This window comes from Marinomonas sp. MED121 (assembly GCF_000153025.1).
Taxonomy (GTDB): domain Bacteria; phylum Pseudomonadota; class Gammaproteobacteria; order Pseudomonadales; family Marinomonadaceae; genus Marinomonas.
Genome location: NZ_CH672430.1, coordinates 115,417 through 131,734, shown reverse-complemented (window position 1 = coordinate 131,734; position 16,318 = coordinate 115,417). Strand labels below are relative to the sequence as shown.

The following is a 16,318-nucleotide window of genomic DNA, read 5'->3' as shown; positions in this document are numbered from 1 at the left end:
GTTCTATTTGGCTGAATCAGTGTGCTAGTTCAACACGACTTGCTTGCTTGTCTCTGTGTTCTGTTTATTAAGTTACGGCCTCCACGTGGCAGCGTCCAACGACATATTTAGTGTAAAAACCATAACTCCCCGTTATTGCTAATGGCTTCATAAACCTTGATTGAGATGATGAAAAGCTGTCAAAAGTACTAAAGAAAAAGTGCCTATTAAGGTGCCATGAATTTGTTTTAGATCTTCTCTAACCTAATGTTTATGGGGCTTTTGGGTAAGGAGTTGATAATAAAGAGTAAAGAAAGCTCAGCAGGCTTGAGGGGCTCGTATAGAGTATCTAAAGACGCCTTCTTAACCCGTGTTAGGATAAAGCTGTGTTAGAAATATTATGAGAAGCGGCTAAAAGAATAAGCTGGATAGAGATGGCTTTTCTCCATAAAAAAAGCCCCCACAATGTGGAGGCCAAAGGGAAGCGACTACCTAGTCACTTATTTATAAATTAAGACACACTTAGCTTCTTCTTCATGGTGTCACAGTACCAATCGACAAACTGGCAAACGCCGTTTTCGGCAATGTCAGAAAAAGGCCCAGGAATATAGGAAGGCGAGCTCACCCCTCTAAAGGTCTCTTCAACCAGTTCTTTGTCTTGATTATTGGTTTCAATCCAAACTTTAATCAGATTCTCAAGGTCATAATCAACCCCTTCAACCGCATCTTTAGGCACTAGCCATTTAGTCGTGACCAGCGTTTGTCCTGAGTTAAGCGGTAGGATTCGAAAGCTTAAGGCATAGTCCCCTAAAAAGTGATTCCAAGTAGAGGGATAGTTAAAGTAGAGCAGGGCACCGATATCTTCGACATCCGTATTATCTAATCGACCTTTTACGGCGGGTTTGCCATCCATGGTATAGCTGACGGCTTTGGCTGAAAGCGGAATACGTGTCATTCGATACTGGCCCCCTTCATCCATCACTAAACGGCTCGGTAAGCCTGCAGCTTCACATTTATCCCAATGGGCAACCAGCTCTGGGTCATCATCACCACCAACGCCTGCAACAGACAGGTTCTCAACAAACGAGTTGAGTAGCTCAGGGTGGTTGGCATCACAGTGATAACATTCACGGTTATTCTCAAAGACCAACTTCCAGTTACCGTCTTCGACTATATTGGATTCGTGGGCTACTTTGGCGTCTTCTAAATTATGTGGGGTGATAAAAGGGCTCACATCTTTACGGAATTGTTCAAAGTCTGGGGCTTCTTCTGCCACACAAATGTAGATGTAACTGTTAACCACTTCACAGTGGACAGGCATTAACCCATGGTCATCATTGTTGAAATTCTCGCCCATGTTGCCAGCATAAATAAGCTTGCCATCAAGGCCGAATGTCCATTTGTGATAAGGGCAAACCAGCTTGGCGGCTTTACCTTTAGCAGCAGAACAGACGCGTGAACCACGGTGACGACAAGCATTATGAAAGGCTCTGACTTCACCAGAATCGTCTCGTACCACAACCACAGGGTAGTCACCCACTTGCAGTGTTATGTATTCGCCAGCTTTATTGATCTCTATGGTATGGCCGGCAAAAATCCACTCTTTATGCCAGATCTGCTCTAAATCTTGTTGGTACACATCCTCGTCACGGTAAATTTCTCGGGTCAAGGCATGGCGTGGTTTACGCAGATTAATTAGCTCAAGAGTTTTTATCTTACTGGTCATTCTATTGCTCCCATTTGGCTAGACTGATGTCCTAGCTATTTTTGTTTTACTGGTATTGGTCAGATGGTTTGACCCTGTATGTGGTAAAGATTGTCAGTGTTTTAATTAACCTAGTTGGCTTTTTGTCGCCAGTAGCGCTTTGATTACTAGTGTTTTTGCCAGTAGCCTTAGCCAACTTGAAAGGGTATAACTGAGTTATCATCTAACTTCCCTAACTTGAATTTCAGTGTATGGGCGGTACCCATAAGGGTAAAGCAACTTTTTATTTAGTGAATTGAATACGAGACGTTATGGTTAAGCATGTAGAACCTGATCAAATACTAGTGAAGATGCCTTCGTTGCGCGCGGTGAAGTCATTTGTTGCGGCGGCTAAGTACTTAAATTTCACCCGCGCAGCAGAAGCCTTATGTGTGACACAAGCGGCAATTAGTCGTCAGATTCGTGAATTAGAAGCGTCACTCGGGGTAGCTTTATTTAAACGTACGGGCAGGGCGGTTGAGCTTACTGAAGCTGGGGTGATCTTTTATGATGCCGCCTATTTATCCTTTGTAAATATTGCCCAAGCGGCGCAACGTATTCAAGACAGTGATAAGCGCAAACAAGAGCTGACTATCTGTTGCTCGCCTGCTTTTTCGGCTTATTGGCTATCAAACCGTTTACCGAGTTTCTTTTCAGATAACCCTGATATCGATGTGAATATCGTTACCACCAATAACTTTTTACACATGGAGCCCGGTGTTCACCCTGATGTGTTTATTAATAAGGTGAGTGATTCACGAGAAGGTTATCATTCTATTCCTTTGTTTTATGACCAGATCTACCCTGTGTGCTCACCTGAATTTTTAAAAGACAATCCCAATGTGGCCAGTCTTGAAGGGTTGCAAAGCACGACCTTATTAAATCTAAGCCCTTATGGACGTTCGCAAATAGCAGAGCATGTGGATTGGAGTGTTTGGTTAAATAGCCAAGGGATTAACTTTAATCTAGGTTCTGAGGTGGGTTCCCATGTGTTTAATGCCAACGATTACAATATGCTGATGCAGATGGCCCTTAATCATCAAGGCATTAGTTTGGGTTGGCATCACCTCGTTGCGCCTATGATAGAGCAAGGTAAGTTAGTGCGAGTGGGCGAACCTGAAACTACCTATAAGGAAAAGCGCCACTATTTAAGTTATGCCGAAAGTAAACAGGATAATGAAGCCCTGCAAACCTTCAAACTTTGGTTCTTAGAACGAATACAAGAAGAGCGCACTTATATTGGACAAGCAGAGTAGGACAAACAGAGTAAGACAAATAGAGTAGGGCAAGTAGGTTAGCGCTTAAGTGAGCCCTGTTTTATCTGAAAATGAACCCGCTTCAAGCGGGTTTTTTTATGCCTGTCTTTTTTATGCACCATAACTTGGCGTTATTCTTTGCGTGAATAAAAGGTTGATTGTGTGCTTATCTCCTCCCTCGTTAACATTTTATCAAGCCGTTTTATAAGGTTGGATGATAAACGTTATGCGTGCTCACCCCTGTAAAACAACCCTGGATAACAATGATAATTAAGGTGAGTTAAATGCATTTTGAAGGCATCTATACCCCAGTAATCACGCCTTTTAAGGACGATTATTCCATCGACTATGAGGCTTATTCTGCTCACGTTCAGTATTTACTAGAGTCAGGTGTTCATGGGCTGATGATAGGTGGCACAACCGGTGAGTATTATGTTGAAAGTCACGAAGAAAGGGTCGAACTGCTAAAAATAGCTCGTCAGATTTGTGGTGATAAATTACAGATTATTTTTGGTACGGGTTCAGTTAACCCAAATGCGTCAATTAAATTAGCCGAAGATGCGGCTAAGCATGAAGCGGATGTGATTTTGGTGGCAACGCCGCCTTATTCTCTACCGACTCAAAGAGAGTTGGCGTTACATGCATTGGCTGTGGATCGTGCCGCAGACTTGCCTATCATGCTTTATAACTACCCAGATCGTATGGGTGTCAACATGGAAGAAGAGTTTCTTGACCGTGTTGGACGCTCTAATAACTTCTGCGGTATCAAGGAAAGTTCTGGTGATATCAATCGCTTACATCTATTAGCCCGTGATTATCCTCATATCCAAGTGGCCTGCGGTATGGATGACCAAGCCTTAGAGTTCTTTGCTTGGGGGGCTAAAAGCTGGGTTTGCGCTGGGTCTAATTTCTTACCTAAAGAGCATATCGCCCTTTATCAAGCCTGTGTCATCGAGAATGACTTTAACAAAGGCCGTCGCATTATGTCTGCCATGATGCCACTTATGCGTGTACTAGAGCAGGGCGGTAAGTTTATCCAGAGCGTGAAATACGGCGTGACCTTGGATGGTCGTGTATCTGGTGAAGTACGTAAACCACTTTGTGGCCTTAATAAAAGCGATAAACAAGCGATGGCACAAGTGGTAAAAACCTTGAAAACGACCATAGCGAGTATCGTGGCAGAAACCCCTTCGTCATCTGAAGCTGGCGCATTTGTTGAGACCATCAAAGCCAATATCAACAAGGCCAACACATCCTCAGCGAAGACAGAAACAGCCAGCACAGAAGCAGGAGAGTAAGCATGTCAGATTTATTAACATTAGAAGAGTACCAAGCAATTGCCGCCGAGCTTAACCCTGCCGCCATGAGTTTTGTTGATGGGGGCTTTCGCCCTGCTTTATCAGGCAATACTTTTGCGACAATTAATCCAGCTAATGGAGAAACACTGGCACAGGTTGCAGCTTGTAATGCTCAGGATGTGGACTTTGCAGTAAGTAAGGCACGTGAGTCTTTTGAAGACGGCCGTTGGAGCAAGATGCATCCAAGTGATCGTAAACAGGTATTGATTGAACTGAGTAAGTTGATCAAGCGCAATAGCCGTGAGTTAGCTGTGCTAGAAAGCCTAGATTCAGGTAAGCCGATACTGGATTGTGAAACCATAGATATTCCAGAGTTTATCCATACGCTGACGTGGCACGCAGAAGCAATTGATAAAATTTATGATCAAACCGCACCGGTAGGCCCAGATGCCATTGCCATGGTGGTGCGTGAACCTATTGGGGTTGTGGGGGCGGTTTTACCTTGGAACTTCCCGCTATTAATGTTGGCTTGGAAGATAGCGCCAGCGTTGGCCAGTGGTTGTTCTATGGTAGTTAAACCTGCTGAGCAAACCTCATTAACGGCTTTGCGTATAGCAGAATTAGCCAGTGAAGCAGGCTTACCAAAAGGTGTGCTTAACGTTATCACAGGGACAGGTGCAGAAGTGGGTGAACCCCTTGGTTTGCATAAAGATGTGGACATGGTGACCTTCACCGGCTCAACCCAAACTGGACGCCGCTTTTTACGTTATTCAGCCGACTCTAACTTGAAGAAAGTCGTATTGGAGCTTGGGGGTAAAAACCCTTGTATCGTGCTAGATGACGCTGAAGATCTGGATAAAGTGGCAGAGCAAGTCTGTGCCGCTGCTTTTTGGAATATGGGAGAGAACTGCTCAGCAGGGTCTCGCTTAATTGTCCAAGAGGGTGTGAAAGCGCCATTGTTAGAACGTATTAAAGCCCATGCAAGAGACTGGAATACCGGCGATCCATTAGATCCAACTAAACAGCTGGGAGCCATGATAGACAAAGGTCATTTTGCCAAAGTGAATAGCTATTTGGATGAAGCTAATTCGCAAGGTTATGAGGCCATTGTTGGCGGTCAAACCATGGATGGCATCTTTATTCAGCCGACCGTTTTTGACGGGGTGAATAATCACGACAAGTTAGCTCAAGAAGAGATCTTTGGCCCTGTTTTATCTGTCATCACAGTCGCAAGTTACGATGAAGCTATCGCAGTGGCAAATGATACTGACTACGGTCTAGCTGCCTCTGTCTTTACGGCTAACGCTAAAAAAGCCCTTCGTGCTGCACAAGCGATTAAAGCAGGCACAGTCACAGTGAATTGTTTTGGTGAAGGGGATATCACCACACCTTTTGGCGGTTACAAGCAGTCAGGTTTTGGTGGTCGTGATAATTCTGTCCATGCCCATGATCAATACACAGAGTTAAAAACCATCTGGGTTGATCTGAGTGATGATGCTGTTGACGCTTGCGTTGACTAAATCGCCACGCCTATTGGGTCCATATGGGGTGCTGTTTACACACGCCATATGGTTCAGACAGGAAGTAATTTATGCCTAAAAATATCGAAGTGAAAAGGCTGCCGAAAGACCCAGGACCTGCCGCATGGAATAGTATTTTACCCGCTGCACCTGAGTATCCAGCGTTAACCTCAGATATCGACGCCGATTGGGTAATCGTAGGGGGCGGCTTTACCGGACTTGCGGCTGCAAGACGCTTAAGCCAGTTGGTGGGTGACGAGTCAATTGTTTTGCTAGAAGCAAATAAGCTTGCTGAAGGTCCAGCAGGTAGAAACTCTGGATTTATGATCGATTTACCCCATGATTTGAATTCAGAAACCTACGCAGGTGCCCATGAACATGATTTACAGCAAATACGTTTAAACCGTGCTGCGATTCGTTTTGCCCATGATATGGCAGAAGAATATGAGATGGATTCAAAGGTGTTTGACCCTTGTGGCAAAGTAACAGGGGCAGGTTCAGCCAAAGGCCAAGCTCATATAGAGAGTTATCGTCATCATCTTGAAGCGCTTGGAGAAGAGTATCGCCTGATGAGTCTTGGGGATATGAAAGATTGGACCGGGTTAGATTTTTATCGCCAAGGGCTTTATACCCCAGGGGCGGTCATGATTCAGCCAGCCGCTTTTATTCGCCAAGCTGCCCAAGGCTTAAGTGAAAGAGTGAGCTTTTATGAGAATAGCCCTGTCATTCATATTGATCTGGGTAACCCGCATAAATTGGTAACACCAAAAGGCTCAGTGAAAGCGAAAAATATCATTTTAGCTGTGAACGGTCATATTCAATCTTTTGGTTTTTTCCCTCGTCAATTACTGCATGTCTTTACCTATGCTTCTATGACAAGGGCGTTAAGCGATAAAGAAGTGACTCGTCTTGGTGGTGTTGGCGATTGGGGGATTTTACCCGCTGATCCTATGGGCACCACAGTGCGCAGAAGTTCTGACTTTATGGGCAGCGGACACAGGGTAGTGGTGCGAAATCACGCGACCTTGAATCAAAATATGGAAGTGAATTCAAACAATATACGCACAGCACAAAAGCTACAAGATAAGGCTTTTTCTAACCGCTTTCCTATGCTAAATGGCATCGAAATGGAGCATAGATGGGGTGGGCGTTTATGTTTGTCTTGGAACTCTATGCCTGCTTTTGGTGAGGTTGAAACCCGTATCTGGTCGGCCGCTTGTCAAAATGGTCTAGGTACAGTCAAGGGAACCTTATCTGGCATGATGGCGGCAGAACAAGCCGTGCTAGGTAAGTCCGATATGCTCAGTGAATTCTTGATCCATCAAGCGCCAGCCGTTTTGCCACCAGAGCCATTTTTGTCCCTAGGGGCCAAAGTGACTATGCGCTGGAAAGAATGGCAAGCGGGTATCGAACTTTAACCAGAATAACTGAAAGACTAATCATTCAAAGACAGACACGTTAGCTGTCAGGAGAGGCCAATGAGCCAGTTTAATACCTCTGATTTTATCAATCCCATGATGACCCAAACTTGGCGTAATGGTCGTCATGAAGTGCGTTGTGTCAAAGTCATTGCAGAAACCCATGATGTCACCACTTTTACCTTTGGCATGAGTGAGCCCGTGCTTTTCTTTTTCAAACCGGGGCAATTTGTCACTCTAGAGCTTGAAATAGAAGGGCAGCGAGTCATGCGTTCATATACGATTTCAAGTTCGCCTTCGATTCCTTACAGCTTTTCTATCACAGTCAAGCGGGTTGAAGGTGGCCAGGTGTCGAACTGGCTACATGATAATCTCAAATCGGGTGATCAAATCGCTGTCCATGGGCCCGTCGGGCAATTTAATTGTATGGATTTCCCTGCAGATAAAGTCTTGCTTTTGTCGGGTGGTGTGGGCATTACGCCTGTGATGTCCATGGCTCGCTGGTGGTTTGATACGGACTCAGAAGTCGACATGGTGTTTGCTCATAGTGCGCGCTCTCCTAAGGATATTATTTATCCGTTGGAGCTTGAGTATATGACCACACGTATTGAGAATTTTAAGATGCACCTCATCTGTGAAACCACAGAAATAGGGCAGGCTTGGGGCGGTTATCGTGGCTATTTAGATAAGGCTATGTTGGGTTTGATTGCACCAGACTTTATGCAAAGAGAGGTTTTTTGCTGTGGACCTGAACCTTATATGAAGGCGGTCAGACAGATGCTAGAAGCCGCAGGTTATGACATGTCTCGTTATCACGAGGAGTCCTTTGGCGCGACACCTGTGGATGATGTCGAGCAAGCCCATAAGCATGCGGATGCCGCTGAGATAGAAAACCAGCAACCAAAAGACAGGGTACAAGTGAGCTTTAGTGACTCGGATAAAACCTTGGATGTGGCAATAGGCACCAACTTAAACCAAGCGGCTCAAGAGGCTGGGGTCAATATTGCCAAAGCCTGTGGCGTGGGTATTTGTGGTGCTTGTCGGGTCAAGGTGGAAGAGGGCGAGTTTGAAATGCTGCAAAACGGCGGTATCAGTGAAGAAGAAATCGCACAAGGTTATGTGCTCTCTTGCTGTACCAGTGTGACTGGCAATATCAGAATTGAATATTAGGGAGCCTGCGATTAAGTCACCTCTTCTCAGTCTGTTCTTCTAAGGTATACGGGGAAAAAGTATCACACAAGGCGTTACTTTGGCCTAATGTCGGTACCTTCCAAGAAGTGACAACAGGGTTTTACTTTTTCTGAAGTGCCGAGTAGGTATTATTTAAAGGCCCGAAGGGCGTGGTCTAAAAGCCTTATCTTTATGTTGAGAACCTTATCAATAGAATCACTATTAAGTTGCGATCCTCGCCATAAATCTAGTGACTTTTATCCACACGCTGAGGCGGGAGGACTTATTCGTAGGCTCCCTAGACCCCTGGTAATGGTTAAGGTGAGAGCCATTTCTTTTTCAACCAAGAAACCAGATCATCAAGCATAGGGGGTTGTCGTCGATGAATTTTAATAAACGTCAATCTTTTAAGTTCTGCTTTTTATTGGAGCAGGGATTCTCTCATTTATCCTTGGCTTTGATGTTGGAAACACTCAAACAGGCCAATAACTTTTTACCAGAAAAGTTATACAGCTATGTACTTGTGTTCGATGACTCTCATCTAAGCCATTCAAAAATTCTTTATCAAGATGAAACGGTTAAACCACTGTCAGTCCTAGCCCTATCCCTAGCTCAAGGAGAAGGCTTTGATCTTATTGTGGTGTTAGGTGGAAACCAGCATCAGCAACAAATGTCCCAAGGTCCAGATGCATTTATTCGACATCATTACTTAAAAGGAGCTTGGTTAGTTGCGCTACAAACTGGTGTTCATCGATTGGCCAGTTTGGATTTATTAAATAATAAACCTGTGAGTTGTCATGCGAATTACCTAAAAGACTTATCAGAGCAATATCCTAGGCTGAGCTTTAACACCCATATCTTTAGCTTTAGTCAGGGAATTTATACCTGTGCAGGAGGTCTAGCTACGGCCGATATGATGCTAGATTTGATCGACAGAATCACACCAGTAATCTCGCAAAGACTTTATGCCCAGCTGGTGGTTGATAAGCCACGAACGGGCAATGCTACCCAGAAAAACGCGCTTAAAAAACAGTTTTCAGGGTTAGGCAAGAGCTTAATCAATGCGATTGAGTTGATGGAGTCTAACTTGAGTGAGCCCCTTGAAATGCAAGAAATCGCTTTTCATAGCGGAGTTTCCACGCGACAGTTAGAAAGGTTATTTCAAAAGCATTTAGCTAACTCACCAAAAAGGTTTTATTTACAGCTTAGGTTGAAGCATGCGCGAGATAAGATCATTAACACCAGCCATTCAATTTTGGATGTGGCTTTATCCTGTGGTTTTACTGCCCCGACACACTTTTCAAAGTGCTATAAAGATTTCTTTGGTATGTCACCCAGGCAAGACAGATCCGCCATGTTTGATGGCCAGAATACCAATGACTGGATAGATAGGTTAGTGTGCTAAATGGGGTGATGGCAATTCCCTATTTTAACCTTAAGGAGACTTATAATTGGCTAGTCATAAACAAGCGTTTTGGTTTGGAGTAAGGGACTTGCTCCCTTTAGTTTCAGGTGTATTACCTTTTGGTCTGATTGCCGGTGCCACAGGTGTTTCCATGGGCATGACACCTGAAATGATCATGGGAATGACAGTGCTATTTTTTGCAGGTTCTGCGCAATTAGCGGCTTATTCTCTGATTCAAGATAATGCGCCCTTTATCATTATTGTATTGACCGTATTGGTCATTAATTTCAGATTTGTGATTTACAGCGCAAGCTTCGCGCCTTTGTTAGGCCCATTAAAAAAACGTTATCGTCTGCCTTTAACTTTTATGTTGTCAGATCAGGTTTATGGGCTTTGCTCCATGCCAGAGCAACAAGCTAAATCTAACGGTGAAAGAGTTTTCTATCTAGCGGGCGTCGCTATTTCTATGGCTTTAAGTTGGTTTATCTCGGTGGCTTTAGGGGTGGCACTCGGGGCCAGTATTCCTGCGAGTTGGTCGTTAGAATTTACCATTCCACTGGCTTTTCTTGCCATGTTAGTCACCACAATCACCAATAGAAGGCTGTTTTTAGTCGCCTGTATTTCTGCCCTGTGTGCCATCACCTTTCAACTTTTACCTTATAACATAGGCTTTATTGCGGCTGTGGTCGCAGGTGTTTCCTGTGGCTTGCTGTTACCAAATTTATTGCAGAAGAGGGTAGGAAAACATGGATAATTTAAGCCTTTGGCTACTCTTTTTTGCCGCAGGATTAGGCACCTTTTTAATCCGTCTCTCTTTTATTCAGTTACATGCAAGTTCAGCGGCTTTGATTGAGCGTAGTAAGCCCATTTTGGCCCTATTGCCGCCGGGTATTTTAGCCGCGCTTTGTATGCCAGGAATCGTCTTTACCAGACCCACTAATGAGTACCAAATAGACCCTTTACAAATTGTGGCTGCCTTAGTCACCATCCTTATTGCTAAGTACAGCAGTAGCGTTTTTTGGCCTGTAGTAGGAGGTATGTTGTGCCTTTGGCTACTCAGGGCTTATGGCTAAAAAGTAGCTTATGGGTAAAAAGTGGCTTATGGATAAAAAGTGCTTATGGCTAAAAAGTAGCTTATGGCTAACAAAGTGGCTTATGAATAAAAATACTTAGGAATAAAGAGCTTTCTAACTTGATGACAGACTTTCTATTTGAGAAAAGACGATGCGAAACCTTCCTTCTTTAACTGGGTTGCGTGTGTTTGAAGTTGCAGCAAGGCATGCCAGTTTCAAACTCGCAGCGGATGAGCTATGTGTGACACAAGCTGCGGTGAGTCGTCAGATAAGGCAACTTGAAGAGGATTTTGCCGTTGACCTTTTTCTGCGTGGTCATAGAAAAGTCAGTCTCACCCCAGCGGGCAAAAAACTGTATTTAAGTACCCATAATGCCTTTTCTGATATTGCTAAAACTAGCCAAGAAATTCAATCAGAGTCTTTGCCAAACTACCTTAATCTATATGCCACCAGCTCCTTTAGCCGCTTCACTGGCAAAAAGCGTCACTAAGGTACGGCCCACACCACCTGTCCCCCCTGTTATGACACAGACTTTATTTTCGAAACGCATTGGCTTACTCCCATCTTGTTATTTTGTGATGAGACTCATGGTGGCGTAGGAAAAAGAGGGCGACAAACGATCTTTATGCTGCATTCACTTAACCTCATGTTAAGTGAATGGTTGAGTGAAAGAGTAAGTGAAAAGTTGAAATGAGAGAAGAGAGAAGAGAAAATAAAGATAAATCATGTATGAATTCTCATGGTAATGATCTGCTCAATTTAATATATTGGCTGTAAGTAATCTGAAATTTTAATCCAAGCTTTTTTTTAACAAAAGCTTTTAAAACCAAGGCGCCTTTAATAAAAGCCCTTTGAACCAAAACATCTAGCTTAGAACGAGGTCAAAATGTTAACCCTAGAAACCCTCATTACTTATCTTGCTATCTTGATAGGTTTTGCCTTCACCCCAGGTCCTGCTACCTTGCTAACCCTAGCAAGATCAAGCCAATCAGGTGTGCGTGTGGGTCTTTTCACTGGGTTTGGGATTGCGGTTGGGGACTTAATTCATACCTTGTTAGCGGTATTGGGTATCTCTGCGATTATTTTTGCGTCAGCCTTGATGTTTAGCATAGTGAAGTACCTAGGGGCTGCTTATCTTATTTACCTTGGTATTAAGGCGTTGTTTGTTAAAAGTGACCTGAGCTTACCTAAACAAATGAGTGTCATCTCAGCTAAAGAAGCCTTTCGACAAGGGGTTTTATTAGAAGTACTTAACCCTAAATCGGCCATGTTCTTTTTAGCTTTCTTACCTCAGTTTGTAGCGCCAGAACAAGGCATGGTGGCTTTGCAAATGATGACACTAGGGCTTCTGTTTGTGGGGATTGGGCTTTTTAGCACCTTTGTTGTGGCGTTAAGTGCCGGCAGGATAGGTGAATTTTTACGCCGTAACCCTATTCTAATGCGTCGACAAAATAAGGCGGTGGGTAGCCTTTATTGTGGTTTAGGTGTGAAGCTAGCGTTTCAGGAACGCTAGTTTTTTATTTCACTTTTTGTTCAGTAAGATAAGCCTTAAATTCCGCAATAAACTGGGTCAATCTCGCCGAAGTATGTTTTCTATGTGGGTAGACTATCTGTATGGGAAAATGAGTTTGATGAGCCTTCGCTAAAATAGGAATTAACAGTCCTTGATTGATGAGATCTTGGGCGGCAAATGCTGGGGTATAACAAATGAGTTTTCCATGGCGTGCTAGCTGAACCGCCGCCGAGGCACTATTCACCCGTATCTTATAATTTGGTGTTACTTTAACTCTACTTTCTATTCTGCCTTTCTTGTTATTTCTTCCCAAAATATCTTGGTTTTCAATGGCTTCGAACGACCAATAATTCTCACGGGAGTTGTCATCAAGTACACAAGGCAAGTCGCTTAAGTCACTAAATTGTTTAGGTGTTGGATAGCTCTCTAAAAAGGCCTGAGAGGCGCATAGCATCATGTTCACCTTACCAATATGGCTGGCGATTAAGGATGAATCTTCTAATCTACCAATGCGAATGGCTGCATCAACCCCTTCGTTTATCAGATCCACATATCGATCGCTTAATAGAATATCAATCTCTAATTCTGGATAGGTTTCTATAAGCTTTGCCACAAAGGGCATGACAACCTGCTCACCATACGTTGTCGGTACAGCAATTCTGAGTTTACCCGCCACATTTTGAGATGACTGAGTTAATTGAGACTCTAAGTTATCTAAATCCTCAAGCAGAAGTTTGGCCTGTTCATAATAGGTTCGCCCCATGGCTGTTGCCTGTATCGAGCGAGTAGAGCGTGTCATTAAACGAATCTGTAAGTGAGCCTCAAGCTGAGAAACCTGTGTGCTCACCATGGCCTTAGTTCGACCCAAGCGTTTAGCGGCTGAGGTGTAAGAGCCTTCTTCAAACACTGTGATAAAGGCTTCCATCAATTTTAATTTGTTGATTGTAAAATTTTCCTAAACAGTGATTTCAAAATATTGGTAATTGTTAAATATATTAGATTTTAGATAATAAAACTATCAAAGGTGGTGAATGAAGAAATAAAGCACCTCCCATAAGAGAGCCAGTTAGAAAGTCATCTAGAGACTCAATTAGAGACTCGGTTCGAAAGTTCTGTTTTGAAATAGCGGCTCAGAGACAGCTTAAAAGCTTAAGAGGAAAAAATTATGTTAGTAAATGGTGTATGGCAGAAAAATTGGGATCCAGTACAAAAGAAAGATGCTCAAGGTCGATTTATTCGCCAAGACAGTGTGTTTAGGGAGCGTATTACAGACCCCGCGAAAGCAGTTAAAGAAGGCCTAAGATTGTATGTTGCCTACATTTGCCCTTGGGCAACGCGAACCTTGATTGCCCGCTCCTTATTAGGTTTAGAAGAGCAAATAGATGTGAAGGTAGTAGAGCCTGTATTAACAGACTTTGGTTGGAAGTTTGGTGATTTTCCGGGCGCAACATCAAGTGCAATTACTAATGTGGAGTTTGCGCATCAACTTTATACGCTAACTGACCCAGATTATTCAGGTCGTGCCACTGTCCCTGTGCTTTGGAGCCTTTCAGAAGGCCGTATCATGAATAATGAATCATCTGATATTTTAAGAGTATTAAATGAAGATTTAAGACCGATTCATAAGTCTGATATCGACCTATACCCGAGTGCATTACAAACGAAAATAGATGCCTTTAATGACAGGATTTATCACTCACTTAATAATGGGGTTTATCGTGCGGGTTTTGCCTCAAGCCAACTTGCTTATGATGAAGCTTTCGCCGATGTTTTTAATTGCTTAGATGAACTTGAAGTGCATTTCGAGCAGGCAAACTATGCGGTGGGAGAGCAAATAACTGAAAGTGATATTCGTTTATTTGTGACCTTGGTGCGCTTTGATCCAGCCTATTTCAGCTTGTTTAAAACCAACTTACGTCGCATTTCTGATTATCCTAATTTGTCTGCGTATCTTGATCGTTTATTAAGTATCAAAGCCTTTAGTGAGAACACACGAGTCGACCATATCAAAGCGGGTTATTACTCAGTGAAAGCCTTAAACCCATCGGGAATTGTGCCACAAGGCCCTGAATTACCATGGTTTAAATACCTAAAGGCTGGGCAATTTCAAACTCAAAAGCCAGCCGAGGAGGTTGCCTAATGTCACTCGCTCCTGTGATGTTTATTAGCCATGGCTCGCCCATGTATGGTCTTGCCCCCGGCATTGCTGGGCAGCAATTAAATGAAATCTCAGATTTGTTTGATCAAAGTTCAGCAATTGTTGTTATCTCACCCCATTGGATGACCAGGCTGTGAAAGAATTAGTTTCAATACTTTTTCATGTACTAAAGAGCTTTTTATAGCTTTGTAGGGATTATCAGAGCTCTTTATGAAGACTTCAGAAGGAATCTGTTTTTAAGGTGCTTGCGGAACCTCTGTAGGCTTTAGATAACACTTTTTTCTATTGGCAGTAGGCTTTAAAGCCCTTTATACCAAGAATATTTAATACGCGTGTAAAATTGTAGGCAAGGTTCATTAATGACCATTCTCCTCTGACCTTTTTAAACCCTCTTACAAGAAAATGTTGCCATCCAGCCCTCATTTTCAATGTGCCAAACGGGTGCTCGACGATCGCCCCTCTTAGCTTCATTTTTCCTTCTCCCTGTCTTTCCATTCTTCTCTTATGTTCATCGATAGCAAACTCATATTCGTTTCGATACAGCTTTCGTCGAGTAGTATCTTTTGCTAAGCACTGATCTTTCTTAAAACAGTTTTTACAGTCCTTTGAATGACTAATATAAAGCTGCTGCTTTTTATTATGCTTTATTGTCAACGAACTAGATGGAATAAGTGACTTGCCTTCGGGGCAGATATAGTGATTGTTTGTTGCGTTATACTGGAAGTGATCTCTGGTAAATCGATTTTGTTTTTTGATGCTGGCTGACTTATTAGGTATGGGGACATAAGGTGTAATTTGGCTCTCAGTACAAAAGTGCAAGTTAGCTGTTTCGTAGTAACCAGCATCAGCAAGTACCGTTAATTTATCTACACCAAGCGTTTCTTTTGATCGCTTTGACATAGGATAAAGTTGCTTTTGATCATTGCCATCATTGGTGACATCACTTGCAATAATTAAGTGATGACGATCATCCACTGCAGCCTGAATATTATAACCTGCTATTTTGGCTCCTCGTTTAAAAAGCAGTCTAGCATCTGGATCTGTCCGTGATAATTGACCGTTACCTGATTGAGCTAACTCTTTTAACATTTGATTGAGATTAGCTTGCTTAGTCGTTAATTCATCAAGCTTGATGTTATCTAAGCTACCCTCTTCAGACTCTTCGTTATCTAATGCATCCAACATGGCGTGGTAGTCTTGGACTTTTTGTTCAATTGCTTTTAATTGCTGTGTTAAGCGGTTTTTCGTCAGAATACTCTGTTTACTTGCATTGCCATGAAAGAAGCTTCCATCGATTGCAATTAGCTCACCACCAACTAAATCAAGCTGCTTACAGAGTAAGACAAAGTCACGGTTTACTTGAATCAGAAGTTTATGATGATCTTTTCTAAAGTTAGCGATGGTCTTGTAACTAGGGCGTTGGTGCTTAATGAGCCACATAAGCTCGATATTTCTTCGACACTCTTTTTCAAGCTTGCGAGAACTTCGTATACCGTTAAGGTAGCCATATAAATACAAGCGTAGTAAATCAGCAGGGTTGTATGCAGGTTGTCCTCGTAATGAGGATGATGGCTTATACACATCAACAGCCAGTTGATCAAAATTCAATGTATCAATATAGGCATCAATTGCTCGCACTGGATTTACATCAGAAATGTGCTGATCAAGGTGATCAATAAACAAGGAAAATTGTGCTCGATTTTCTGTTTTACGATAGTTCTTATTCATAATGACGATAATCCACCTAGCTTCAAACTATCGCCATACTATAACAATAATTCTTT

Annotated in this window: 15 protein-coding genes; 12 read left to right on the top strand and 3 right to left on the bottom strand. The window is 42.9% G+C overall.

The features are described 5' to 3' along the window. Positions 1 to 490 precede the first annotated feature (490 nt). Positions 491 to 1,705 (bottom strand): aromatic ring-hydroxylating dioxygenase subunit alpha, encoded by a 1,215-nt coding sequence (locus tag MED121_RS08590; RefSeq protein WP_009833275.1) that lies wholly within the window; start codon positions 1,703 to 1,705, stop codon positions 491 to 493. Between the two features lie 290 nt (positions 1,706 to 1,995). On the opposite strand from MED121_RS08590, the gene MED121_RS08585 reads away from it, so the two are divergent. The 10 genes from MED121_RS08585 to MED121_RS08540 all read left to right on the top strand — a co-directional run bounded on the left by MED121_RS08585 (position 1,996) and on the right by MED121_RS08540 (position 12,376). Then, complete coding sequence (locus tag MED121_RS08585; protein WP_009833274.1) at positions 1,996 to 2,979, top strand: LysR substrate-binding domain-containing protein; 984 nt, start codon at positions 1,996 to 1,998, stop codon at positions 2,977 to 2,979. A gap of 284 nt (positions 2,980 to 3,263) precedes the next feature. Beyond that, positions 3,264 to 4,277 (top strand): dihydrodipicolinate synthase family protein, encoded by a 1,014-nt coding sequence (locus tag MED121_RS08580; RefSeq protein WP_009833273.1) that lies wholly within the window; start codon positions 3,264 to 3,266, stop codon positions 4,275 to 4,277. Between the two features lie 2 nt (positions 4,278 to 4,279). Beyond that, entirely contained in the window at positions 4,280 to 5,797 is a 1,518-nt protein-coding gene (locus MED121_RS08575; RefSeq protein ID WP_009833272.1) for an aldehyde dehydrogenase, read from the top strand. A gap of 71 nt (positions 5,798 to 5,868) precedes the next feature. Then, positions 5,869 to 7,215, top strand: a complete 1,347-nt coding sequence (locus MED121_RS08570) for an FAD-binding oxidoreductase (RefSeq protein ID WP_009833271.1) — start codon at positions 5,869 to 5,871, stop codon at positions 7,213 to 7,215. A 60-nt stretch (positions 7,216 to 7,275) separates the two neighbouring features. Next, a complete protein-coding gene (locus MED121_RS08565) occupies positions 7,276 to 8,385 on the top strand; it encodes a hybrid-cluster NAD(P)-dependent oxidoreductase (RefSeq protein WP_009833270.1) in 1,110 nt (369 codons plus the stop codon). A gap of 382 nt (positions 8,386 to 8,767) precedes the next feature. Beyond that, on the top strand, positions 8,768 to 9,790 hold the full coding sequence (locus tag MED121_RS08560; protein ID WP_009833269.1) for a helix-turn-helix domain-containing protein: 1,023 nt from the start codon (positions 8,768 to 8,770) through the stop codon (positions 9,788 to 9,790). Positions 9,791 to 9,836: 46 nt separating this feature from the next. After that, positions 9,837 to 10,544, top strand: a complete 708-nt coding sequence (locus MED121_RS08555) for an AzlC family ABC transporter permease (protein ID WP_009833268.1) — start codon at positions 9,837 to 9,839, stop codon at positions 10,542 to 10,544. Continuing rightward, a complete protein-coding gene (locus tag MED121_RS08550; RefSeq protein WP_009833267.1) occupies positions 10,537 to 10,863 on the top strand; it encodes an AzlD domain-containing protein in 327 nt (108 codons plus the stop codon). The genes MED121_RS08555 and MED121_RS08550 overlap by 8 nt, the downstream gene beginning before the upstream one ends. Before the next feature lie 151 nt (positions 10,864 to 11,014). Further along, the gene (locus tag MED121_RS08545; RefSeq protein ID WP_009833266.1) at positions 11,015 to 11,353 is read left to right on the top strand and encodes a LysR family transcriptional regulator; all 339 of its coding nucleotides are present in this window, start codon (positions 11,015 to 11,017) and stop codon (positions 11,351 to 11,353) included. 396 nt (positions 11,354 to 11,749) lie between these two features. Further along, positions 11,750 to 12,376 carry a LysE family translocator gene (locus MED121_RS08540; RefSeq protein ID WP_009833263.1) on the top strand — a complete coding sequence of 209 codons (627 nt, stop codon included), beginning with the start codon at positions 11,750 to 11,752 and terminating at the stop codon, positions 12,374 to 12,376. A 4-nt stretch (positions 12,377 to 12,380) separates the two neighbouring features. On the opposite strand, the gene MED121_RS08535 is transcribed toward MED121_RS08540, so the two are convergent. After that, a complete protein-coding gene (locus MED121_RS08535; RefSeq protein ID WP_009833262.1) occupies positions 12,381 to 13,301 on the bottom strand; it encodes a LysR family transcriptional regulator in 921 nt (306 codons plus the stop codon). 240 nt (positions 13,302 to 13,541) lie between these two features. On the opposite strand from MED121_RS08535, the gene MED121_RS08530 reads away from it, so the two are divergent. Continuing rightward, the gene (locus tag MED121_RS08530) at positions 13,542 to 14,516 is read left to right on the top strand and encodes a glutathione S-transferase C-terminal domain-containing protein (RefSeq protein ID WP_009833261.1); all 975 of its coding nucleotides are present in this window, start codon (positions 13,542 to 13,544) and stop codon (positions 14,514 to 14,516) included. Beyond that, positions 14,516 to 14,671 (top strand): hypothetical protein, encoded by a 156-nt coding sequence (locus MED121_RS24405; RefSeq protein ID WP_009833260.1) that lies wholly within the window; start codon positions 14,516 to 14,518, stop codon positions 14,669 to 14,671. Before MED121_RS08530 ends, MED121_RS24405 begins: the two co-directional genes overlap by 1 nt. A 145-nt stretch (positions 14,672 to 14,816) precedes the next feature. Here MED121_RS24405 and MED121_RS08525 read toward each other — a convergent pair whose 3' ends face one another. Beyond that, positions 14,817 to 16,262, bottom strand: coding sequence for an IS1182 family transposase (locus tag MED121_RS08525; protein WP_009833259.1), 1,446 nt, complete (start codon positions 16,260 to 16,262; stop codon positions 14,817 to 14,819). Positions 16,263 to 16,318 lie beyond the last annotated feature (56 nt).

What these genes read in the sequence shown, in the direction of transcription:
- MED121_RS08530 (WP_009833261.1), top strand. Translation starts at nt 13,542, where the DNA reads ATGTTAGTAAATGGTGTATGGCAGAAAAATTGGGATCCAGTACAAAAG.
- MED121_RS08545 (WP_009833266.1), top strand. Translation starts at nt 11,015, where the DNA reads ATGCGAAACCTTCCTTCTTTAACTGGGTTGCGTGTGTTTGAAGTTGCA.
- MED121_RS08590 (WP_009833275.1), bottom strand. Translation starts at nt 1,705, where the DNA reads ATGACCAGTAAGATAAAAACTCTTGAGCTAATTAATCTGCGTAAACCA.
- MED121_RS08535 (WP_009833262.1), bottom strand. Translation starts at nt 13,301, where the DNA reads ATGGAAGCCTTTATCACAGTGTTTGAAGAAGGCTCTTACACCTCAGCC.
- MED121_RS08575 (WP_009833272.1), top strand. Translation starts at nt 4,280, where the DNA reads ATGTCAGATTTATTAACATTAGAAGAGTACCAAGCAATTGCCGCCGAG.
- MED121_RS08565 (WP_009833270.1), top strand. Translation starts at nt 7,276, where the DNA reads ATGAGCCAGTTTAATACCTCTGATTTTATCAATCCCATGATGACCCAA.
- MED121_RS08580 (WP_009833273.1), top strand. Translation starts at nt 3,264, where the DNA reads ATGCATTTTGAAGGCATCTATACCCCAGTAATCACGCCTTTTAAGGAC.
- MED121_RS08585 (WP_009833274.1), top strand. Translation starts at nt 1,996, where the DNA reads ATGGTTAAGCATGTAGAACCTGATCAAATACTAGTGAAGATGCCTTCG.
- MED121_RS08550 (WP_009833267.1), top strand. Translation starts at nt 10,537, where the DNA reads ATGGATAATTTAAGCCTTTGGCTACTCTTTTTTGCCGCAGGATTAGGC.
- MED121_RS08525 (WP_009833259.1), bottom strand. Translation starts at nt 16,262, where the DNA reads ATGAATAAGAACTATCGTAAAACAGAAAATCGAGCACAATTTTCCTTG.
- MED121_RS08540 (WP_009833263.1), top strand. Translation starts at nt 11,750, where the DNA reads ATGTTAACCCTAGAAACCCTCATTACTTATCTTGCTATCTTGATAGGT.
- MED121_RS08560 (WP_009833269.1), top strand. Translation starts at nt 8,768, where the DNA reads ATGAATTTTAATAAACGTCAATCTTTTAAGTTCTGCTTTTTATTGGAG.
- MED121_RS24405 (WP_009833260.1), top strand. Translation starts at nt 14,516, where the DNA reads ATGTCACTCGCTCCTGTGATGTTTATTAGCCATGGCTCGCCCATGTAT.
- MED121_RS08570 (WP_009833271.1), top strand. Translation starts at nt 5,869, where the DNA reads ATGCCTAAAAATATCGAAGTGAAAAGGCTGCCGAAAGACCCAGGACCT.